The following is a 21,521-nucleotide window of genomic DNA, read 5'->3' as shown; positions in this document are numbered from 1 at the left end:
GCGTGACGCCGTCTAGTGCAACAATTTCGACAGGTCATTGAATAGGGCTACGGCAGACAGCGCGAGGATGCAAACGATGCCCACTCGTTGCAGTGCGCCCTGCCACCGCTCGGAGACTGCCCGACCGGTAATCGCTTCGACCGCATAATATAACAGATAGCCACCGTCCAGAACCGGAATCGGCAACAGATTCAATACGCCAAGGCTAATGCTGACAAGCGCGAGAAAGGCGACGAAATAATCCAGGCCGAGTCGGGCCGAACGCCCCGCATAGTCCGCAATCGTCACCGGCCCACTCAGATTCTTGAGCGATGCCTGCCCGGTAATCATCTTCCCGAACATTCGTACGCTGAACGAAGTGACATCCCAGGTGCGCTGCGCCCCCCTGCCAATGGCCTCGATCAGTCCATACCGGACCGTCACCGTATCGACCTGAGACGCCAGCGCCGCGCCGATCTTGCCCACGCGCGCACCGCCCGCCTCGGCCGGATCGACTTCCGCGCTTGGCGTCAGGGTCACGTTGTGCAGCGCGCCGTCGCGTCGCACGGTAAGCGTCATTGGCTTGCCCGGGTGAGCACGTACGGCGTCCACCAGTGCCTTGGCCGACGCGATGGGACTGCCGTCGACGGCCGTGATCTCGTCGCCGACACGTAGTCCAGCGGGCCCTGCCGCACCACCCGGCAGGAGCTGGCCCACCTTGACCCGCGCCGACGGCGTCAGACCGAGGCGCTGCATGAAGTCCTGCTCGCCATCGGCGTCGAAGTGCTGACCCGCCGCGTCCAGCATGTATTCAGCGCGCCCGTCGCGGGTACGCGCCACGAGCGTCACGCGCTGCCCTTCGATCATCGGATCGACCAGGCGCCAGCGAAGGTCTTCCCAGGACCGAACGGGCATCTCGTCTCCGACGGCTTCGTCAGGACTCTTCCCGTTCTCGCGAACGCCGGTAATCAACTCGCCACCGGACAGCCCCGCGCGAGCGGCCAGCGTACCGGCCGCCGGCGGTGCAATGCGCGCGACGGGTTCGGTCACGCCCGCGAGATTCAGGCCCGCATACAGGGCGATCGCCAGAAGGAAGTTCGCGACCGGACCGGCCGCCACAATGGCAAATCGCTTATAGACGGATTGGCGGTTGAAGGCCCGCGCGCGATCCTCCGGGGCGACGACCTGGGTTTCATCGCGCTCGTCGAGCATTCGGACGTACCCGCCCAGCGGCAGCGCGCAAACCGTCCACTCCGTACGATCGCGCCCCATCGTCCACTTGAGCAGCGGCGTGCCGAACCCGACCGAAAAACGCAGAACCTTGACGCCGCACAGCCGCGCGACCGAGTAGTGCCCCAACTCATGGAATACCACCAGCACGCCAATGGCGACGGCAAACGCAAGCAACGTGGTCAACAGAGTCATGAGCGAATGGGGGCGCGAAGGCGTTACGACATAGAGTCAGGCGTCAGGACGACGCCCGGGCCGGCAGTTTGGCGACGATGGCCGTCGCCAGTTCGCGCGCGCGGCGATCGGCGTCGAGCACGACGTCGAGCGACGTCGCCTCACCGACGGCAACCGTGTCGAGCACCTGCTCGACCACCTGGCCGATGGCCGTAAAGCGAATGCGGCCTTCAAGGAAGGCGGCCACGGCGATCTCGTTGGCCGCATTGAGCAGCGCGCCCGCCGTACCGCCGCGATGCAGCGCGTCGAATGCCAGACGCAGGCACGGAAAACGGCGCAAATCCGGCGCTTCGAAAGTCAGCTTGCCGATGTCGGCAAGATTGAGGCTCGCCACACCCGACGTCACCCGATCCGGGAACGCCAGCGCGTGGGCGATGGGCGTACGCATGTCCGGGTTGCCGAGTTGGGCGAGCGTCGAGCCGTCCGTGTACGTCACCATCGAGTGAATCACGCTCTGCGGATGGATCAACACCTCGATCTTCTCGGGCGGCATATTGAACAGCCAATGCGCCTCGATGACTTCGAGGCCCTTGTTCATCATGCTGGCGGAGTCGACCGAAATCTTGCGGCCCATCACCCAGTTCGGGTGCGCGCACGCCTCGTCCGGCGTCACGTTCTCGAGCGACGCCAGCTCGCGCTCGCGGAATGGCCCGCCCGACGCGGTCAACACCAGTTTTTCAACGCCGCGCGTCGACACGCGGGTCTCGCCGGCCACTTGCGGCAGGCATTGGAAGATGGCGTTGTGCTCGCTGTCGAGCGGCAACAACGTCGCCCCGGCGCGTTCGGCCGTCGCCATGAACAGGGCACCGGAGAGCACCAGCGACTCCTTGTTCGCCAGCAGAATGCGCTTGCCGGCGCGCGCGGCGGCGAGTGTCGACTGCAGCCCCGCGGCACCGACGATCGCCGCAACGACCATCGTGGCCTCGGCCGCTTGCGCGATCTCGACCAGCGCCTGCGGACCGTAGGTCACGTCGATCTTCAGACCGGCGTCAGCCAGACGCGCCGCCAGCGAGCGGGCACCATCGGCGTCGGCCACCACCGCCACTGCTGGGCGATGCGTGACGCACTGCTCGAACAGGCGATCCAGGTTACGGTGCGCCGACAACGCGTAGACGGAGAAGCGGCCGGGATGACGCCCCACCACATCGAGCGTGCTAACGCCAATGGAACCGGTGGAGCCAAGAATGGAGAGTCGTTGCGACATGATCAGACGAGGAGCAAAGCCAGCGGGAGCACCGGAAGCAACGCGTCGATTCGATCGAGCACGCCCCCGTGGCCGGGAAGCAGCGCGCTGGAATCCTTCACGCCGGCCTGCCGTTTGAGTTGAGATTCGAACAGATCGCCCACGACGGAGAAAGCCACCAGCACCGTCAGCGCCAATGCGCCCAGTGCCAGACCTTGCGTGCCGGCGAAATGAGAAACGAGGGTTGGCGCCTGCAAGCCGCTCGCGAGAACCCCGGCAGCGACCACGAGCACCAGCAGCCACCCGCCGATCGCCCCTTCCCAGGACTTGCCGGGACTGATCGACGGCGCGAGCTTGCGACGGCCAAACGCACGGCCGGCGAAATACGCGCCCGTGTCGGCAAGCCAGACGATCACGAGCACCGAGAGCAGGAATGCCACGCCGCGATCACGCGCCAGACACAGCGCCTGCCATGCCGCGATCAGCAACACCGGGCCGGCGACCAGCAACAAACCGCGCCATGCCCCTCGCGTCGCCGGCTTGCGGGCGAGCGTGTAGGGTCCCGCGAGCACCCAAAAGATGGCCGCGGGCTTGAGCCAGATTGACGAGAGCATCCAGCCGCCTGCCCATGTCAGGCCCACCCCCAGGAGGGCAAGCGCCCCATAGAAGACGGCGCCCGTGTCATTCAGACCGACGAGCCGCCCCCATTCCCAGCCGGCGGCGGCCACGATCACGGCGGCAAGTAATGCGAACTGCGCCGGCGTACCGACGAAGATCACAGGCAAAAGAATGGCGAGAAGTACGACAGCGGTAATGACGCGTGTCTTGAGCATCAGGCGGAATGTCCCGGAGGGCTCTGGACTTGCGCGCTGGTACGGCCGAAACGGCGCTCGCGCTGCTGAAACTCGGCGACGGCCCGTTTGAGGGTATTGGCGTTGAAGTCCGGCCAGAATTCTTCGGTGAAATACAACTCAGTGTACGCCAGTTGCCACAACAGAAAATTACTGATGCGTTGATCGCCACCGGTGCGAATGAAGAGATCCGGCTCCGGCGCGTAGGCCATGCTCAGGTAAGGCGCGAGATCGTCCTCGGTGAACGGCGCGTCGAGCGCCGCGGCACCACCGGCCGCCACACGCGCGGCGGCGAGCTTCTGGGCCGCCTGCAAAATGTCCCATCGGCCGCCATAGTTGGCGGCAATGGTCAGCGTGAGGCCCGTGTTGTCCTGTGTGCGGGCTTCCGCACGCCTGACCAGTTCCTGAATGCGCGGCTCGAACGCGTCGAGCGCGCCAATGACGCGAAGGCGAATACCGTTGCTGTGCAGCTTCCCGACTTCACGCTCGAGCGCGAGAATGAAAAGCTGCATCAGCGTCGACACCTCGTCCTGCGGACGGCGCCAGTTCTCGGAACTGAACGCGAACAGCGTCAGATACTCGACGCCGATTTCGGCGCAGGCCGTCACTGCCTCTCGCACGGCATCGACGCCACGCTTGTGGCCCGCCACGCGAGGCAACTTGCGACGGGTAGCCCAACGCCCATTGCCATCCATGACGATAGCAACGTGGCGAGGAATGCTCTCTGTCTTGGGAACGGAGCGCGTAGAGCTGAGAAAACCCATTGAGGTACGGTGCGGGAGTCGAGCGCGAAAGTCAGCGGAGGTCTTGCGGTGAGTGCCGGGGCACTCAGACCGTCATGATCTCGGCATCCTTCTGCTTGACCAGTTCGTCGATCTCGGCGACAAACTTGTCCGTGAGCTTCTGCACTTCGTCGCTGCCACGGCGCTCGTCGTCTTCCGACGCTTCCTTGTCCTTGACCAGCTTCTTGAGCTGCTCGTTGGCATCGCGGCGCAGGTTACGCACGGCGACCTTGGCGGCTTCGCCTTCCGACTTGACCAGCTTGGTCAGCTCGCGACGGCGCTCTTCGGTCGGCATCGGCATCGGCACACGAATCAGATCGCCTTGCGTGGCCGGGTTCAGACCCAGATCCGATTCGCGGATAGCCTTCTCGACCACGCCAACCATCTTCTTTTCCCACGGCTGCACGCCGATCGTACGGCTATCCACGAGGTTCACGTTGGCGACCTGGGAGATGGGCACCATCGAGCCGTAGTAGTCCACCTGAACGTGATCGAGCAGGCCGACGTGCGCACGACCGGTACGAATCTTCGCCAGGTTGTTCTTGAACGACTCGATCGAGCTTTTCATCTTTTGCTCGACACTTTTCTTGACGTCAGCAACGCTCATGACAACCTCCAAACCTTGAATTGTTACGCAAACGTAAATAATACGGCGTCGGCGCGCCCATGCACGCCGACGCCGCAATTTGAACTCAAACGTGGACGAGCGTTCCCTCGTCTTCGCCGAGAATGACGTGCTTGAGCGCGCCCGGCTTCACAATCGAGAAGACTCGCACCGGCATCTTCTGGTCGCGGCACAGCGCGAAAGCCGTCGCGTCCATGACCTGCAGGTGCTTGGAGATCGCCTCGTCGAAGCTGATGGTCGAATACTTTACCGCGTTGGGATCTTTCTTGGGGTCTGCGGAGTATACGCCGTCGACCTTGGTCGCCTTGAGGACCACTTCGGCGCCGACTTCCGAACCGCGCAGCGCCGCTGCCGTGTCGGTCGTAAAGAACGGGTTGCCGGTACCCGCGGCGAAAATCACGACTTTGCCCTCTTCGAGCTGACGGATCGCACGCGGGCGGATGTAGGGCTCGACCACCTGATCCATGCGCAGCGCGGACTGCACACGCGCTTCGATACCCGCATGGCGCATGGCATCCTGCAGCGCCAGGGCATTCATCATCGTGGCCAGCATGCCCATGTAGTCGGCCGTTGCACGGTCCATACCCGCGGCACCGCCTGCCACGCCCCGGAAAATATTACCGCCGCCGATCACGACGGCCAGTTGCGTGCCCAGGCGAACGACCTCGGCAATGTCGTCAACCATCCGTTCGATGGTCGCGCGGTTGATGCCGAACGCATCGTCACCCATGAGGGCTTCACCAGAGAGCTTGAGAAGTACGCGTTTGTAAGGAGTAGACATGGCGGTCCTTAAGAAGTCTGGTCGGGCACTGTTGGGTATTCTGGATGAAACAACGGGGACGGCACCGCCGCCCCCGGATACTGCGGTACTGCGCGAATTACGACTGCTTGGCCGCAGCCACTTGCGCCGCCACTTCCGCCGCGAAGTCGTCCTGCTTCTTCTCGATGCCTTCGCCGACCACGAACATGGTGAAAGCCTTCACCGTGGTGTTGTTGGCCTTGAGCATCTGCTCGACGCTCGACTTGTCGTCCTTCACGTAAGCCTGGTTGAACAGCGAGACTTCCTTGAGGAACTTCTGCACGCTGCCTTCCACCATCTTGGCCACGATCTCGGCCGGCTTGCCCGACTCGGCAGCCTTCTCGGCAGCGACCTTGCGCTCCTTCTCGATCAGTTCCGGCGAGACCTGATCGCCCGACACGGCCACCGGCTTCATTGCGGCGATGTGCATGGCGACGTTCTTGCCGACTTCGGCGTCAGCGCCGTCATACTCGACGACCACACCGATACGCGTGCCGTGCAGGTAAGCCGCCAGCTTGCCCGCCGTGTCATAGCGCTGGAAGCGACGAATGGTCATGTTTTCGCCGATCTTGCCGATCAGGTCCGCGCGCACTTGCTCAACGGTCTTGCCGTCGAGCGGCAGCGCCGACAGTGCCGCCACGTCGGCCGGGTTGTGCTCGGCGACCAGCTTGGCCACGTCGTTCGCAAACTTCAGGAAGTCGTCGTTCTTCGAGACGAAGTCGGTTTCGCAGTTGATTTCGACCACGGCACCCTTGCCGCCGTCGATGTAGGCAGCGATCACGCCTTCGGCGGTGATACGGCTGGCGGCCTTGCTGGCCTTGCTGCCCAGCTTGACACGCAGGATTTCTTCAGCACGGACCATGTCGCCATCGGCTTCGGTCAGCGCCTTCTTGCATTCCATCATCGGCGCATCGGTCTTGGCGCGCAGTTCGCCCACCATTGCTGCAGTAATTGCCGGCATATCGTTACTCCTGTATATCGAATCAGTCGGGAGTGGATGGCGTCCGGACGGCCTCGCTGCCCGCCCCGTGGCGCCCCGCGCACCCGACGCGGGAAAATCGGACTAAAAAAAAGGGGCGCCACCAGCAGCCCCTTTTGTTACGCAGCGGCGGCCGCTTACGCCTCTTCGTTCACTTCGACGAACTCGTCGTTGCCATCGCCGCGAACGGCTTCCACGACTTCCTTGACGGCGTTTGCACGGCCTTCGAGGACAGCGTCGGCAACGCCTTGCACGTACAGCTCGACAGCCTTGCTCGAGTCGTCGTTACCCGGGATGATGTAATCCACACCTTCCGGCGAGTGGTTCGTGTCGACCACGGCGATCACCGGAATGCCCAGCTTGTTGGCTTCCGTGATGGCGATCTTGTGGTAGCCGACGTCGACGACGAAAATGGCGTCGGGCATGCCGCCCATATCCTTCACGCCACCGATCGACTTCTGCAGCTTGGCCATTTCGCGATCGAACAGCAGCGCTTCCTTCTTGCTCATGCGCTCTTGCTCGCCGGCTTCCAGGGCCTGCTCCATGTCCTTGAGCTTCTTGATCGACGACTTCAGCGTCTTGAAGTTCGTCAGCATGCCGCCCAGCCAACGGTTGTTGACGTAGGGCATGCCGGCGCGACCCGCGGCTTCCGCCACGATGTCACGCGCCTGACGCTTCGTACCCACGAACAGGATCGTGCCGCGATTTGCTGCCAGTTGACGCACGTACTTCAGTGCGTCCTGGTACATCGGCAACGTCTTTTCGAGGTTGATGATGTGAATCTTGTTGCGATGGCCGAAGATATAGGGGGCCATCTTGGGGTTCCAGAAACGGGTTTGGTGACCAAAGTGGACGCCCGCTTCCAGCATCTGACGCATAGTGACAGACATGTGATTCTCCGTGAGGGTTAGGTCTTAGACCGGCTGCCGTACCCGTTTCGCCAGACTGCCACACAGCTTTGCATGACCCGTCTGCGAAGATCGGGCACCCTGGGTGCGCCGGCCCGCGATTTCAAAATTTCCAAGCCGACGATCGACAATGCCACCCCGCAATCCGCCGGATGCGGCACCGATCGGCACCACACTGGGGCAAAAACACCCCTGAAAACCCGGCGAAGACCGTTGAAACACAAGGGAAAACCCTTGGGTTTATTAGCAATTCGTCCTCGACTTAGCCCGAGATTATAGCATCGGAGCCCACCTGCACTCAAGCGACGCGTGAACTTGTGATGACAAGTCGGAAACGCCCGATCTGCGCGGCGCTCCGGCCGGTTCACCGCGCGAGCGAGCGCTGCGCCAGGAACCTTGGAAATTCCTCGTCGGAACGCTCCGAAATCCAAGCCGGACGGGGCGAAAACCGTCCGTTGGTGCGATAATGCGGCACTGTTTACGCAATCTCTCCGATTCAGCAATGGCCATCACCCTCAAGAATGCCCACGATATTGAAATGATGCGCGTCGCCTGCCGACTGGCCAGCGAGGTGCTCGATTTCATTACACCGCATGTGCGCGCCGGCGTCACGACCGGGGAGCTCGACCAGCTCTGCCACGAATACATGCTCAAGGAGCAGGGCACCGTGCCGGCACCGCTGAACTATCAACCGCCCGGTTATCCGCCCTACCCCAAGGCCACCTGCATCTCGGTCAACGACGTGATCTGTCACGGCATTCCCGGCGACAAAACGCTCAAGAACGGCGACGCCCTGAACATCGACATCACCGTCATCAAGGATGGCTACTTCGGCGATACCAGCCGCATGTTCATCGTCGGCGAAGGTTCGATCCTGGCGAAGCGTTTGGCTCAGGTGACGTATGAATGCATGTGGCTCGGCATCAACCAGGTGCGCCCGGGCGCGCATCTGGGCGATATCGGCCACGCCATCCAGACGCATGCCGAAGCCCAGGGATATAGCGTGGTTCGCGAATACTGTGGCCACGGCATCGGCCAGGTATTCCACGAGGACCCGCAGATCGTGCATTACGGTCGCCAGGGCACCGGCCTCGAGTTGCAGGCGGGCATGATCTTTACCATCGAGCCGATGATCAACGCGGGCAAGCGCGAGATTCGGACGATGCCCGATCAATGGACGGTCAAAACGCGCGATCGCAGTCTGTCGGCGCAATGGGAGCACACGGTGCTCGTGACGCCAACGGGCCACGAGGTGCTCACGCACTCCGCCCTGACGCCGCCGCCGCCGCCCGGTTCGTCGTACGTGACATCGTTCGCCACCGCTACCTGAGCCACTGAAGTCCGGCCGCCTGTCACCGCGGCGGCCGCCCGGCCTGACTCGTTACTTTCACCACCAGGAAGCCGCCATGCACGCGCGTGCGCACGCCCCGTCTCCGCTACGTCAGGCCCTCAAGGACCGCAAAGCCGAACTCGTCGACCGCTTTTCCACACATGGCAAGATCGACGTGCTTCTGCATGGCTTATGCCAGGCGGTCGATCAAGCCATGCGCGACGCGTGGGACGAGTGCGAAATGCCCGACGGTTTCGCGCTCGTCGCCGTGGGCGGCTACGGGCGCGGCGAACTGTACCCGCACTCGGACGTCGACATTCTCCTGCTCCACGCGGACGCCGACGCGCAGGTGCTCACCTCGCACGTGGAGCCGTTTATCGGCTTCCTGTGGGATATCGGGCTCGAGATCGGATCGTCAGTCCGCACGGTCGACGAGTGCATCACCGAAGCCCATGCCGACGTCACGGTACAAACCAGCCTGCTCGAAGCCCGCCTGCTCACCGGCAATGCGGCGCTCTTCGACGACTTCGAGCGGCGCTTCTCCGCCGATCTCGATCCGCGAGCGTTTTTCCGCAGCAAACAGCTGGAGATCCGCCAGCGTCACGCCAAGTATCAGGACACCCCGTACAGCCTTGAACCCAACTGCAAGGAAAGCCCCGGCGGACTGCGCGACCTGCAGGTCATTCTCTGGATGACGAAGGCCGCCGGCCTCGGCAACAGCTGGGCGGAACTGTTCGCGCGGGAACTGCTGACCGATCGCGAGCTCAAGGAGCTGCGACGCAACGAGCAATTCCTCAAGGGCCTGCGCGCACGGCTACACTTATTGGCGCGACGGCGTCAGGACGTGCTCGTATTCGACATGCAAACGTCGCTCGCGCAAAGTCTCGGCTTCGACGCCACCCCCACCAAGCGGGCCAGCGAGCAGCTCATGCGGCGCTACTACTGGGCCGCCAAAGCCGTCTCGCAACTCAATACGGTGCTGCTGCTCAACGTCGAAGCGCGCCTGTTCCCGCAAACCAGCGGGGTCACGCGGGTGATCAACGAGCGTTTCGTCGAGAAGCAAGGGATGATCGAAATCGTGGACGACGAGTTGTACCAGCGTCACCCGAACGCGATCCTCGAGACGTTCCTGCTTTACGAACAGGTCGTCGGTGTGAAGGGGCTCTCGGCGCGCACGCTGCGGGCGCTGTACAACGCTCGCGAACTGATGAACGCGCAGTGGCGCGCCGACCCCGAGAATCGCAGCACGTTTCTCGGCATTCTCCAGCAGCCACAGGGCATTACCCACGCCTTGCGCCTGATGAACCAGACGAGCGTGCTCGGCCGCTATCTGATCAACTTTCGTCGCGTGGTCGGCCAGATGCAGCACGACCTGTACCACGTCTACACCGTCGACCAGCACATCCTGATGGTCGTGCGCAACATCCGCCGTTTCGCCGTGGCGGAGCACGCGCACGAGTACCCGTTCTGCAGCCAGTTGATCGCGAACTTCGACCGACCTTGGGCGCTGACGGTCGCGGCCTTGTTTCACGACATTGCGAAGGGTCGCGGCGGCGATCACTCCACGCTCGGCATGGCCGATGCCCGACGTTTCTGCACCCGTCACGGCATCGACGAGGAGGACACGGATCTGATCGTCTGGCTGGTGGGTGAGCATCTGACGATGAGCACGGTGGCGCAGAAGCAGGACACCACCGACCCCGAGGTCATCCGCCGCTTTGCGGCGAAAGTGGGGAATGAGCGGCGCCTGACGGCACTGTATCTACTGACGGTCGCCGATATTCGCGGCACCAGCCCGAAGGTATGGAACGCCTGGAAGGGCAAGCTGCTCGAAGACCTGTACCGGCTGACGTTGCAGGTGCTGGGCGGCGCCAATCCGGATCCGCGTTCACAGCTCAAAACGCGCAAGGAAGAGGCCCTCGGGCTGCTGCGCCTCTACACCGTGCCGGAGCGCGCGCAGGAGGCGCTCTGGAGCACGCTGGACGTCGCCTACTTCCTGCGCAACGATCCGGCCGACGTCGCATGGCAGACGCGCCATCTTTGGCGGCACGTGGGCAGCGCGACCCCCATTGTCAAGGCACGTCCCTCACCGATCGGCGAAGGGCTGCAGGTGATGGTCTACGTGCGCGACCAGCTCGATCTGTTCGCGCGCATTTGCGGCTATTTCGAGCGCAAAGGGCTATCGATTCTCGACGCAAAGGTACATACGACCAGCCACGGCTTTGCCCTGGACAGCTTCCTGCTGACCGACCCGGGTCTGGACACGAGCTATCGCGACATCATCAATCTGGTGGAGAGCGAACTGGTGTCGCTGCTCACGCGTGTCGAGCCGCTGGCAGAGCCCAGCAAAGGCCGGCTGCCGCGACGCTCGCGCAGTTTCCCGGTCACGCCGCGCGTCGATTTGCGACCCGACGATCGCGGTCAGTACTACTTGCTATCGGTGTCGGCCAACGACCGCACCGGTCTGCTGTACGCGGTCGCTCGCGTGCTTGCGCGTCACGGCGTAAGCGTGCGTACCGCCCGCATCAACACCCTCGGCGAGCGTGTCGAAGACACGTTCCTGCTCGATGGCAGCCGTTTGCAGGACAGTCGTCTGCAAATCGCCGTCGAGACCGAATTACTCGAAGCATTGGAATCATGAGCGATACCCCGCGCACCAAACTGAGCGCCAAACATCCCCGCACTCTCGACAAGACTCGCGCTCCGGTGCGTTCGTCCGGCGCGCTGAGCCGTCCGACCAAAGCCGTGCCCGCGTCGATGCTCGACGCGAGCGGCGCAAAGAAGAAGCCGGCCGCGAAACCGGCACGACCGCGTCCGGTGGACAATGCGGCTGCGCCGGCGGGTACACGTCGCCCGGCCGGAAGTGCCGCCGCGCCACGCAAACCTGCGGCCGGCAGCACAACGCCGTACGAAAAGCGTTCGACGGGCGAACGTCCGCCCGCACGTGGCCAACGCGAGCGCGTTGCTGGCGCGCGTCCGGCACGACTTGACGACGAATCGCGTCCACGTCGCGCTGCCGAAGGTGGCGCCCGTGGCGATTTCGCCCGTCCGGCCAAACGGGGACCCGACGACCGCGCCCCGCGCCGTTTTGACGAAGATCGTCCGCGTCGTGCCGCCGAAGGTGGCGCCCGTGGCGATTTCGCCCGTCCGGCCAAACGGGGACCCGACGACCGCGCCCCGCGCCGTTTTGACGAAGATCGTCCGCGTCGTGCCGCCGAAGGTGGCGCCCGTGGCGATTTCGCCCGTCCGGCCAAACGGGGACCCGACGACCGCGCCCCGCGCCGTTTTGACGAAGATCGTCCGCGTCGTGCCGCCGAAGGTGGCGCCCGTGGCGATTTCGCCCGTCCGGCCAAACGGGGACCCGACGACCGCGCCCCGCGCCGTTTTGACGAAGATCGTCCGCGTCGTGCCGCCGAAGGTGGCGCCCGTGGCGATTTCGCCCGCCCGGCCAAACGGGGACCCGACGACCGCGCCCCGCGCCGTTTTGAAGAAGATCGTCCCCGTCGTGCCGCCGAAGGTGGCGCCCGTGGCGATTTCGCCCGTCCGGCTAAACGGGGACCCGACGACCGTGCCCCCCGCCGTTTTGACGAAGACCGCCCGCGTCGTGCTACCGAAGGCGGTTCCCGTGGCGAAGGCGCGCCCGGCGGCCGCTTCGCCCGCGACGATCGTGACGCGCGGACTGCACGGCCGGCACGCCCCGCGCGCGATGCCGATGACGACATCAAGGTCCATCACGACGCCGCTGGGTCGCTGCGCCTGTCCAAGCGCATGTCTGAGCTCGGCCTGTGTTCGCGTCGCGAAGCCGACGAGTGGATCGCCAAGGGCTGGGTTCGCGTCGACGGCAAGGTCGTGACCGAACTCGGCACGAAGATCCTGCCGACCCAGGACATCACCGTCGTGCAGGCTGCGCACAAGGAGCAGGCCAACCGCATGACGATTCTGCTGCACAAGCCCGTGGGCTACGTCTCCGCACAGGCAGAAGACGGCTACGAGCCCGCTGTCGTGCTGGTCACGCGCGAGCATCACTGGGCCGAGGACGATGCCGGCGTGCGCTTCTCGCCGTCGCATCTACGCAGTCTCGCGCCCGCCGGACGCCTCGACATCGACTCGACCGGCCTGCTCGTCCTGACGCAAGACGGTCGCATTGCCAAGCAACTGATCGGGGAAGATTCGGATATCGAGAAGGAGTACCTCGTGCGCGTCTCGTATAACGAGCATGTCGAGAACGTTCAGGCGCATTTCCCGACAGACCGTCTGGCCCTGCTGCGTCACGGCCTGGAACTCGACGATCAACCGCTCAAACCCGCACAGGTCGAGTGGCAGAACCCGGAGCAACTGCGCTTCGTGCTCAAGGAAGGCAAGAAACGCCAGATCCGCCGGATGTGCGAACTGGTCGGCCTGCATGTGACCGGCCTCAAGCGCGTTCGCATGGGACGCATCACGCTGGGCAACCTGCCCGTTGGTGAGTGGCGCTATCTGCGCGCCGGCGAAGGCTTCTGAGTCAGCGACGACATAGCCCATGAAAAAGCCCGCCATCGAGGCGGGCTCAGCGTTCAGACGAACCCCATGTTTTTCGGAGCATGGGGTTTTGTCTTTCAGGCGAGGGCATTATCGGACTGGCCCGCGATCCGGTCCAGACGCTCGGCAAGATCAGCCAATTGCCGCGTATCAGGTTAACGCGGTGCCGCCTCGTCCCCACGTCAGTCGTCGCTCTTGGGATCCAGTCCCGGAAAGAGAATCTCGGTAAATCCAAACTTGCTGAAGTCGGTAATGCGCATCGGGTAGAGCTTGCCGATCAGGTGGTCGCACTCGTGTTGAACGACCCGGGCGTGAAAGCCCTCAGCCACGCGGTCGATCGCTCGGCCATACTGGTCGACCCCCTCATAGCGCAGCATCGAATAACGATTGACCATGCCGCGCAGCCCCGGCACCGACAAGCAGCCTTCCCAGCCCTCTTCCATGTCCTGCGTGAGCGGCGTGATGACGGGATTGATGAGCACGGTTTCAGGCACTTCGGGCGCGTCCGGGTAGCGCTCGTTATGCTCGAAGCCGAAGATCACCACCTGCAGATCAACGCCGATCTGCGGCGCCGCCAGTCCCGCGCCGTTTGCGTGCTTCATGGTGTCGAACATGTCGGCGACCAGCTCCCGCAACTCGGGCGTGTCGAAATGTTCCACGGGTTTGGCGATGCGCAGCAGGCGCGGATCGCCCATCTTCAGGATGTCGCGAATCATCGATTGGATCCTCCCATCAAAGCGCGGCCAACATCGCCCGCATAGCGTCTTCGTCCAGCACGGGCACACCCAGTGCCTCGGCCTTCGCCAACTTGCTGCCGGCTTCTGCGCCCGCGACCACGTAGTCGGTTTTCGCAGAAACCGAGCCGGCAACCTTTGCCCCCCGCTCCTCCAGCATGGCTTTCGCCTCGTCGCGCGAGAGCGTCGGCAGCGTGCCTGTGAGCACGAAGGTCTTGCCGGCCAGCGGCAGCGGTGCCGCAGCCGCCGGCTCAGATTCCACCCAGGTCACGCCCGCCGCCCGCAGTTGCTCAATCACTTCGACATTATGCGGTTCGCCAAAGAAATTGGCGATGGACTGGGCCACAATCGGTCCGACGTCGGGCACGGCCAGCAATTCCTCGGTGCTCGCCGCCATCACATTGTCGAGCTTGCCAAAATGACGCGCGAGATCCTTCGCCGTCGCCTCGCCCACATGGCGAATACCCAACGCGAAGATGAACCGCGCCAGCGTCGTGTGACGGGCCGTCTCCAGCGCCGCCACGAGATTGGACGCCGACTTGTCGGCCATCCGGTCAAGCGCGGCAAGCTTCGCCACGCCCAGTTTGAACAGATCCGCAGGCGTGCGAATGATGTGCTGGTCAACCAGCTGCTCCACGAGCTTGTCGCCAAGCCCCTCGATGTCGAGCGCCCGACGCTGGGCGAAGTGCAGCAACGCCTGCTTGCGCTGCGCCGCGCAAATCAAGCCGCCCGTGCATCGCGCGATCACCTCGTCGGGCAGTTTCTCGATGGCCGATCCGCACACCGGGCACGCCGTCGGCATGACGAACGCTCTTGCATCGTCCGGTCGACGCTCGAGCACCGATCCGACGACTTCCGGAATCACATCGCCCGCCCGGCGCACGATCACCGTATCGCCAATCATCACGTCCTTGCGGCGAATCTCGTCTTCGTTGTGCAGCGTAGCATTCGTGACGGTCGCTCCGCCGACAAAGACGGGCGAGAGCCGCGCCACCGGCGTAATTGCCCCGGTTCGCCCCACCTGCACTTCGATGTCGAGCAACGTCGTCAGCGCCTCCTGCGCCGGAAACTTGTGCGCCAGCGCGAAGCGCGGGGCGCGTGAGACAAATCCAAGCCGATCCTGCTCGTCGCGACGGTTGACCTTGTAGACGACGCCATCGATGTCGTAAGGCAGCGTCTCACGCGCCTCTCCCACCGCGCGGTAGAACGCCAGCAACCCCTGTGCGCCCCGCACGACTTCGCGCCGCTCGTTGACCGGAATTCCGAGCGTGACATACCAGTCGAGCAATGCCGAGTGCGTCTCCGGCATCGGGACACCCACCAGCTCCCCCACCCCATAAGCAAAGAACGACAACGGGCGCTTCGCCGTAATCCTCGAATCGAGCTGTCGCAGACTGCCCGCCGCCGCGTTGCGCGGATTGACGAACACCTTCTCGTGCGCCGCTTCCTGCGCCCGATTGAGCTTGTCGAAGTCGGCCCGGAACATCAGCACTTCACCCCGCACCTCGAGCACTTCGGGCGGGTTATCGGTCTTCAGGCGCAGCGGAATCGTCTTGATCGTGCGGATGTTCGCGGTGACCTCCTCGCCCGTCGTGCCGTCGCCACGCGTGGCTGCCTGCACGAGCACCCCGCGCTCATAGCGTAAAGCGATCGCGAGCCCGTCAAACTTCAGCTCGGCCGCATATTCGACGGGCGCGCCGAACAGATCGCCGGTGGGTGCTCCGCCATCGCGCAGTCCATCCGACACACGACGATCGAACGCTTCAACATCCTCGTCGGCAAAGCCGTTGTTCAGCGAGAGCATCGGCACGCGATGCACGACCTGCGCGAACCCTTCCACCGGCTTGCCACCCACACGTTGCGTGGGCGAATCGGGACGCTTCAATTCGGGATGACTCGTCTCGAGCGCGACCAGTTCGGCAAACAGGCGGTCGTACTCGGCATCCGGAATCAGCGGCGCATCCTCTTCGTAGTACGCGCGGTTGTGACGCACCAACTCGGCACGCAACTCGGCCGCGCGGCGGGTGGCGGGCGATGCATCGGTAGCGGTAGGGGCGTTCGCGCCCTGACCCGGAACAGAAGTTTGGGACATGCAAGCAGACTCGGGAGACGGGAAGTCAGGACATTATGCCTTCGACGTACGCAACTGCGCGTTGTCGATCGCTTTCATCCATCGATTGGAACAAAAAACGCCGCTCACCCGACGGTGAACGGCGTGCTTCGAACACGGCATCCGACGGGTCGTCGTCTGCCGCGCTTCGGTTCGAAATTACTGGCTGAACAGGCGGCGCGTGACGGGCGAGCCCGCCGGCAACCCGCGCGCCTCGAGGCGTTCGTAGAGCTTGAGCAATTGCTTGTCGACGTTTTGCAGCGCAGCATCGGAGAGCGGTCGACGCTGATCGTCCACCACGCGGCCCCCAATGCGTTGTCCGATCGAACGTGCGTAATCGCACATCAGACGGAACGGCAGCAGGTCCTCGTCGGCCACCGGCACATCGAGCAGCATCGTGATCAGATCGCCGCCCTTGTATGTCAGGTCGTCACGCAGGAAGTTGGTGTCGCCGAACTGCAGCATGAACACCGGATTCTGGCGTGCATCGAGCTTGACGAACCGCATGCCGTCGCGTGAGAGCAGCAGCCCGTCTTGCGTGGCGACCGCCTGCACGTAGTTGGCCGACCACGGCGCGCCGTCCGAAAGCACGTTCACCGACAGTTGGGCATCGCATTGCGCGGCAAAGCTGTCGAGTTCGCGGCCGCGGGCGACCGTCTCCACCATGTCGGGCAATTCGGGCAACGCGTCAGCCGCATCGGCGAGCGTCTGCACGAGATTCGAAAACTCGGAGAACTCGACCTCATTCAGGGCGCCCGCGCGGTTGGCCAACTGTACAGCCATGCGCAACTGGTGGTAGCGCCCGCCGGAGCGAATCAACTCCCACGGCGAATGCTCGTCGGCACGGCCCTCGATGTTGACGGGTTTGCTGCCCGCGCGGCGCATGCGTACCGTCAGCGGCATCAAACGCTCCGCCGCGATCACATTGGCCAACGGCAGCGCAACGACGCAGTCGATGCGCTCGTCGATGACCGGCGGCGGACCGCTCGGCGCAGCCGGCGGTGCCGCCACGGGCACCACGGTCGCAGCCGCTGCCTCGGGCGTGGCAGCCGCCGTCGCGACTGCCTCGGCGTTTGCAACGGGTTCGTGGGTGTCGACGTTGGCGAGCTCGGGCGCCCCGGCCACCGTGGCGACCGAACCGGCTGCCGCAGCGTCCACGGTGTCATCGGCCGCCAGTTCCGCGTCAAAGCGTGCGACCGCGCTCGCGGCCGCCGCTTCCTGCGCGTCGCGGGCCTGCGCTTGCCTGTCGAGAGCGCCGTCGTCGGCCTCCACCGCCGTGTCGGCCGTGGCAGTCACGGGTTCCTCGGGGCGGGCGGCATGGGCGGCGGCGTCCTGCGCGGCGCGCTTGCGCGACGCCGGCGGCGCATCCCAGGCATCCTCGTTGATCGCGAAAGCATCCTGCACCGAACTCCCGGCCGCCACCGCTGGCCCCAGCGTGGGCTCACGGCGCTCGCTCGACTGTGCCGGCACCCGCGGCGGCGAAAGCGTCGGTTCGATGAACGGACGGTCGTCGTCGGCATCCGGCACGCCGGCGGTCGCATCGATGCCGGCACCGTCGACCGGCATGCGACGCGGTATTCGTGCGCGTGCCTTGCTGCCCTGCCAGGCGTTATAGGCCACGACTCCCAGCAGTACCACTACCCCTGCGCCAATCAAGCTGAGCTGCAGTTCATTCATGCGCGGCGTTCCTCTCTCTTCTCCATCGTGGGCGCGGGCTCAGACGATCTCGGCCAGATTGATCGCCGACTCCATGTCCACCGCGACGATCCGCGACACCCCTTGTTCCTGCATGGTGACGCCGATGAGCTGATTGGCCATTTCCATCGCGATTTTGTTATGCGAAATAAATACGAATTGAGTACGGTCCGACATGCGCGCCACCATCTTGGCGTAGCGCTCGGTGTTGGCATCGTCCAGCGGCGCGTCCACCTCGTCGAGCAAACAGAACGGTGCCGGATTGAGCTGGAACATGCCGAACACCAGTGCAATGGCCGTGAGCGCCTTCTCTCCCCCCGACAGCAGATGAATCGTGGAGTTCTTCTTGCCCGGCGGTTGCGCCATGACTTGTACGCCAGCGTCGAGGATTTCGTCGCCGGTCATGATGAGCTTGGCCTGTCCGCCGCCGAACAGCAGCGGGAACAGTTCGCCGAAATGCTTGTTCACTTCGTCGAATGTGCCCTGGAGCATCACCCGCGTCTCTTCGTCGATTTTGCGAATCGCGCCTTCGAGGGTGTCGATGGCGTCGTTCAGGTCGGCCGACTGTGCGTCGAGGAAGACCTTGCGCTCACGCGCCGTCTCCAACTCTTCCAGCGCGGCCATGTTGACCGGACCCAACGCGTTGATCGCGTTGTTGATGCGGGTGACTTCGCCTTGCAGGTACGACGGCTTCATATCGGGCGTCAGCTTGACGGCGAGTGCCTCCTCGTCGACCTCGGCCGCCGTCAGTTGCTCGACGAACTGCTCGCGGTTCAGGCGTGCCGCCTGCTCCTTCAACTGGAATTCCGTGATCCGGTCGCGCAGCGGTTGCAGCCCGCGCTCCGCCGCCAGCCGCTCTTCGTCGCTCTGACGCAACTTGTGCGTGAGCGCCTCGAGTTCAATGCGTGCGGCCCCGAGAATCTCTTCCTTCTGCGCGCGGAGTTCAAGCGCGTCCTGCAAACCGTTCTCTACCGTCTGTTCGGTGATCTGCGTGAGTTCGGCCTGTGCCTGCTCGATCGACACCACCAAACGTTCGGCCTGCTCGAGCGCCGTCTGGATACTGCGGCGGTGCTCGTCGATCTTGCTTGAAATCCCCTTTTGACCGAACGCCGCTTCCTGCGCCAGACGCTCCAACTCGCGCGCACGGTTGCGGGCATCCGAGAGCCGGCTGTCGAGCGATTCGAATTCGAGCTGCCCGTCTTCGAACGTCGCCTGCAATTCGGCCAGACGCGCGTCGCTCTGCTCGAAGTTCGCCTCCGATTCGGCGCGCAGCGCCAGTTGCTCCTCGATCTGCGCGGCGATTTCACGCAGCTCTTCGTCGATCTGCGTGCTGCGGGCGTTGAAGCGCTCATAGGCTTGCGTGAGCTTGAGCACGTCCATCTGCAGCGCATGCACACGCTGGGTGGCGCGCTCGGCACGCCCGCGCACCTCGCTGAGTGACTGCGCCGCCTGGCTGTAGGCAGCCTCCGCCCGCACGGCGGCAGCCTTGACTTCGTCCGACAGCAACACCTGCGCGCGCAGTTGCTTGCCCAGGTTCTCGATTTCCTGCTGACGCGCGAGCAAGCCAGCCTGCTCGGAGTCGGCGGCATAAAGCTGCACACCCACGCGCGTGACCTGGTGCCCCGCCTTGACGACGAGCGACGCGCCCTCCGGCAGTTGCGCCCGGGCGACCATCGCCTGCGCGAGATCGTCGGCGACGAACACGTGACCGAGCCATTCCTGCAGCACGGCACGAAGGCCAGGATCGTCGATGCGCAGCAACGAAAGCAGCGGGCGCAGCGACGCCGGGGCGTCGAGCGCACGCGCGGCCGGTGGCGGCGAATAGAACGCCAGCTTGGCCGGCGGCGCATCGCTCGCAAACGCCTTCACCCAATCGAGATTGCTGATTTCCAGGGCGGCGAGACGCTCGCGAAGCACCGATTCAAGGGCGTTTTCCCAGCCCGGCTCAATGTGCAGTTTCTTCCATAGACGCGGCAATTGCGCCAACTCGTGCTTGTCGAGCCACGGCTGCACCTTGCCCTCCGTCTGCACACTCTCCTGAAGTTGCTTGAGTGCGGTGAGACGCGCTTCGAGCTGCGCAATGGACGCGGCTTCGGACTGCACCCGCGCCTGCGCCTCGGCACGCTCGGCTTCGAGTCGCGGCAGCCGCTCCTGCGCATCGGCAAGTTCGGCCTGCGCGTCTTCGAGCATCGCCTGATGTTCGGCAAGATCGGCGCGCTGCATCTCCAGTTCGGCTTCGTCGGGCTTGTCGAGCCCGCGCGCCTCGCCTTGCAGACGCTCCTGACGCTGCTGCAACTGTTGCAATGCCTGATCGGCATTGCGCTGGTGCGCCGCTTCGAGTTTCAGACTCTGCTCGACCTGCGAAATCTCGCTGCGCTGCTCGTTGAGCAGGGTCTGCGCGTCGCGCCAGCCGGCTTCCAGCGCTGGCAGCGCATCGTTCTGATCGGCCGCCTGATCCTGCGCCGTGGCCGCGCGCTCCTCGGCGATGATGAGTTCTTCTTCCGCGAGCGTCAGGGCCTCCTCCGACTGCGCCGAGCGCGCCTGCCATTGCTCGCGCTGCGAGGTGAGCGCCGCCAGTTGCGCCTGCACGCGGTTGCGCGACTCGACGACGTAGCGGATCTCGGCTTCCAGCCGGCTGACCTCCGAATTCGCCTCGTACATGGCGCTTTGCGCGGCCTGAACGGCATCGGTGGCCGTGTAATGAGCGGCGCGCAGCGTTTCGAGATCCGATTCGGAGCCGCGCAGACGCGCCATCTGCGCTTCGAGATCGACCTGCGCCGATTCGATCGCGCGCTGTTGACGCTCTTGTTCGTTCTGGGCTTCGTTCTTGCGCAGCAGCCACAGCAACTGCTGCTTTTCTTCGCCGTCGCGATGCAAGTCCTTGTACCGATTGGCCACCACGGCCTGCGATTCCAGCTTTTCGAGATTACTGCCGAGTTCGCGCAGAATGTCTTCGACGCGCGTGAGGTTCTCGCGCGTGTCCTGCAGGCGGTTCTCGGTCTCGCGACGACGCTCCTTGTACTTGGAGACGCCCGCAGCTTCTTCGAGGAACACGCGCAACTCTTCCGGCTTGGCCTCGATGATGCGCGAGATCATCCCCTGTCCGATGATGGCGTAGGCGCGCGGCCCGAGGCCGGTACCGAGGAAGATGTCCTGGATGTCCCGCCGGCGGGCCGGCAGGTTGTTGATGTAGTAGCTGGAGGTGCCATCGCGCGTGAGCACGCGCTTGACCGCGATGTCGGCGTACTGGCTCCACTGCCCGGCGGCGCGCCCGGCGCTGTTGTCGAACACGAGTTCGACGCTGGCGCGGCTCGCCTGCTTGCGGGCGGTCGATCCGTTGAAAATCACGTCCTGCATCGATTCGCCGCGCAGCTCCGAGGCGCGCGACTCACCGAGCACCCAGCGCACGGCGTCGATGATGTTGGATTTGCCGCACCCGTTGGGGCCAACGATCCCGACCAGTTGGCCAGGCACCGCGAAGTTCGTCGGATCGACGAAGGACTTGAAGCCGGCGAGTTTGATGGAGGTCAGACGCACGGCAGGTTCGCTTTATCGGTCATGGAA

At 64.3% G+C, this 21,521-nt stretch carries 15 protein-coding genes; 3 read left to right on the top strand and 12 right to left on the bottom strand.

Annotated elements, in window-relative coordinates; translation table 11 throughout:
• Nucleotides 1–12: 12 nt before the first annotated feature.
• From rseP to rpsB, 8 genes are all read right to left on the bottom strand, one after another.
• Nucleotides 13–1,404, bottom strand: a complete 1,392-nt coding sequence (gene rseP, locus OYT13_RS10165; RefSeq protein ID WP_268567660.1) for an RIP metalloprotease RseP — start codon at nt 1,402–1,404, stop codon at nt 13–15.
• Nucleotides 1,405–1,447: 43 nt separating this feature from the next.
• Nucleotides 1,448–2,647 carry a 1-deoxy-D-xylulose-5-phosphate reductoisomerase gene (ispC, locus tag OYT13_RS10160; protein ID WP_268567659.1) on the bottom strand — a complete coding sequence of 400 codons (1,200 nt, stop codon included), beginning with the start codon at nt 2,645–2,647 and terminating at the stop codon, nt 1,448–1,450.
• A gap of 2 nt (nt 2,648–2,649) precedes the next feature.
• Nucleotides 2,650–3,459, bottom strand: a complete 810-nt coding sequence (locus OYT13_RS10155) for a phosphatidate cytidylyltransferase (RefSeq protein ID WP_261938685.1) — start codon at nt 3,457–3,459, stop codon at nt 2,650–2,652.
• Complete coding sequence (uppS, locus tag OYT13_RS10150) at nt 3,459–4,241, bottom strand: polyprenyl diphosphate synthase (protein ID WP_026131983.1); 783 nt, start codon at nt 4,239–4,241, stop codon at nt 3,459–3,461. Before uppS ends, OYT13_RS10155 begins: the two co-directional genes overlap by 1 nt.
• A gap of 64 nt (nt 4,242–4,305) precedes the next feature.
• Nucleotides 4,306–4,866, bottom strand: a complete 561-nt coding sequence (frr, locus tag OYT13_RS10145) for a ribosome recycling factor (protein WP_017234137.1) — start codon at nt 4,864–4,866, stop codon at nt 4,306–4,308.
• A gap of 85 nt (nt 4,867–4,951) precedes the next feature.
• A complete protein-coding gene (gene pyrH, locus OYT13_RS10140) occupies nt 4,952–5,665 on the bottom strand; it encodes a UMP kinase (protein ID WP_026131984.1) in 714 nt (237 codons plus the stop codon).
• Nucleotides 5,666–5,762: 97 nt separating this feature from the next.
• Nucleotides 5,763–6,644 (bottom strand): translation elongation factor Ts, encoded by an 882-nt coding sequence (gene tsf / locus OYT13_RS10135; RefSeq protein WP_026131985.1) that lies wholly within the window; start codon nt 6,642–6,644, stop codon nt 5,763–5,765.
• 155 nt (nt 6,645–6,799) lie between these two features.
• Nucleotides 6,800–7,552 (bottom strand): 30S ribosomal protein S2, encoded by a 753-nt coding sequence (gene rpsB / locus OYT13_RS10130; RefSeq protein WP_020372913.1) that lies wholly within the window; start codon nt 7,550–7,552, stop codon nt 6,800–6,802.
• A 520-nt stretch (nt 7,553–8,072) separates the two neighbouring features.
• Here rpsB and map point away from each other — a divergent pair.
• From map to OYT13_RS10115, 3 genes are all read left to right on the top strand, one after another.
• Nucleotides 8,073–8,900 (top strand): type I methionyl aminopeptidase, encoded by an 828-nt coding sequence (gene map, locus OYT13_RS10125; RefSeq protein ID WP_017234141.1) that lies wholly within the window; start codon nt 8,073–8,075, stop codon nt 8,898–8,900.
• 76 nt (nt 8,901–8,976) lie between these two features.
• Nucleotides 8,977–11,541, top strand: coding sequence for a [protein-PII] uridylyltransferase (locus OYT13_RS10120; protein ID WP_017234142.1), 2,565 nt, complete (start codon nt 8,977–8,979; stop codon nt 11,539–11,541).
• A complete protein-coding gene (locus OYT13_RS10115) occupies nt 11,538–13,400 on the top strand; it encodes a pseudouridine synthase (protein ID WP_268567658.1) in 1,863 nt (620 codons plus the stop codon). Before OYT13_RS10120 ends, OYT13_RS10115 begins: the two co-directional genes overlap by 4 nt.
• Before the next feature lie 200 nt (nt 13,401–13,600).
• On the opposite strand, the gene def is transcribed toward OYT13_RS10115, so the two are convergent.
• The 4 genes from def to smc form a co-directional block, all read right to left on the bottom strand.
• Nucleotides 13,601–14,134, bottom strand: a complete 534-nt coding sequence (gene def / locus OYT13_RS10110) for a peptide deformylase (protein ID WP_150563524.1) — start codon at nt 14,132–14,134, stop codon at nt 13,601–13,603.
• 16 nt (nt 14,135–14,150) lie between these two features.
• Nucleotides 14,151–16,244 (bottom strand): NAD-dependent DNA ligase LigA, encoded by a 2,094-nt coding sequence (ligA, locus tag OYT13_RS10105; RefSeq protein ID WP_268567657.1) that lies wholly within the window; start codon nt 16,242–16,244, stop codon nt 14,151–14,153.
• A gap of 177 nt (nt 16,245–16,421) precedes the next feature.
• Nucleotides 16,422–17,939 carry a cell division protein ZipA C-terminal FtsZ-binding domain-containing protein gene (locus tag OYT13_RS10100; RefSeq protein WP_268567656.1) on the bottom strand — a complete coding sequence of 506 codons (1,518 nt, stop codon included), beginning with the start codon at nt 17,937–17,939 and terminating at the stop codon, nt 16,422–16,424.
• Nucleotides 17,940–17,978: 39 nt separating this feature from the next.
• The gene (gene smc / locus OYT13_RS10095; RefSeq protein ID WP_017234114.1) at nt 17,979–21,494 is read right to left on the bottom strand and encodes a chromosome segregation protein SMC; all 3,516 of its coding nucleotides are present in this window, start codon (nt 21,492–21,494) and stop codon (nt 17,979–17,981) included.
• Nucleotides 21,495–21,521: the final 27 nt, after the last annotated feature.

The organism is Pandoraea sp. XJJ-1, assembly GCF_026802345.1.
Taxonomy (GTDB): domain Bacteria; phylum Pseudomonadota; class Gammaproteobacteria; order Burkholderiales; family Burkholderiaceae; genus Pandoraea; species Pandoraea cepalis.
This window is presented reverse-complemented; position numbering and strand designations above follow the sequence as displayed.

What these genes read in the sequence shown, in the direction of transcription:
- rseP (WP_268567660.1), bottom strand. Translation starts at nt 1,404, where the DNA reads ATGACTCTGTTGACCACGTTGCTTGCGTTTGCCGTCGCCATTGGCGTG.
- ispC (WP_268567659.1), bottom strand. Translation starts at nt 2,647, where the DNA reads ATGTCGCAACGACTCTCCATTCTTGGCTCCACCGGTTCCATTGGCGTT.
- OYT13_RS10155 (WP_261938685.1), bottom strand. Translation starts at nt 3,459, where the DNA reads ATGCTCAAGACACGCGTCATTACCGCTGTCGTACTTCTCGCCATTCTT.
- uppS (WP_026131983.1), bottom strand. Translation starts at nt 4,241, where the DNA reads ATGGGTTTTCTCAGCTCTACGCGCTCCGTTCCCAAGACAGAGAGCATT.
- frr (WP_017234137.1), bottom strand. Translation starts at nt 4,866, where the DNA reads ATGAGCGTTGCTGACGTCAAGAAAAGTGTCGAGCAAAAGATGAAAAGC.
- pyrH (WP_026131984.1), bottom strand. Translation starts at nt 5,665, where the DNA reads ATGTCTACTCCTTACAAACGCGTACTTCTCAAGCTCTCTGGTGAAGCC.
- tsf (WP_026131985.1), bottom strand. Translation starts at nt 6,644, where the DNA reads ATGCCGGCAATTACTGCAGCAATGGTGGGCGAACTGCGCGCCAAGACC.
- rpsB (WP_020372913.1), bottom strand. Translation starts at nt 7,552, where the DNA reads ATGTCTGTCACTATGCGTCAGATGCTGGAAGCGGGCGTCCACTTTGGT.
- map (WP_017234141.1), top strand. Translation starts at nt 8,073, where the DNA reads ATGGCCATCACCCTCAAGAATGCCCACGATATTGAAATGATGCGCGTC.
- OYT13_RS10120 (WP_017234142.1), top strand. Translation starts at nt 8,977, where the DNA reads ATGCACGCGCGTGCGCACGCCCCGTCTCCGCTACGTCAGGCCCTCAAG.
- OYT13_RS10115 (WP_268567658.1), top strand. Translation starts at nt 11,538, where the DNA reads ATGAGCGATACCCCGCGCACCAAACTGAGCGCCAAACATCCCCGCACT.
- def (WP_150563524.1), bottom strand. Translation starts at nt 14,134, where the DNA reads ATGATTCGCGACATCCTGAAGATGGGCGATCCGCGCCTGCTGCGCATC.
- ligA (WP_268567657.1), bottom strand. Translation starts at nt 16,244, where the DNA reads ATGTCCCAAACTTCTGTTCCGGGTCAGGGCGCGAACGCCCCTACCGCT.
- OYT13_RS10100 (WP_268567656.1), bottom strand. Translation starts at nt 17,939, where the DNA reads ATGAATGAACTGCAGCTCAGCTTGATTGGCGCAGGGGTAGTGGTACTG.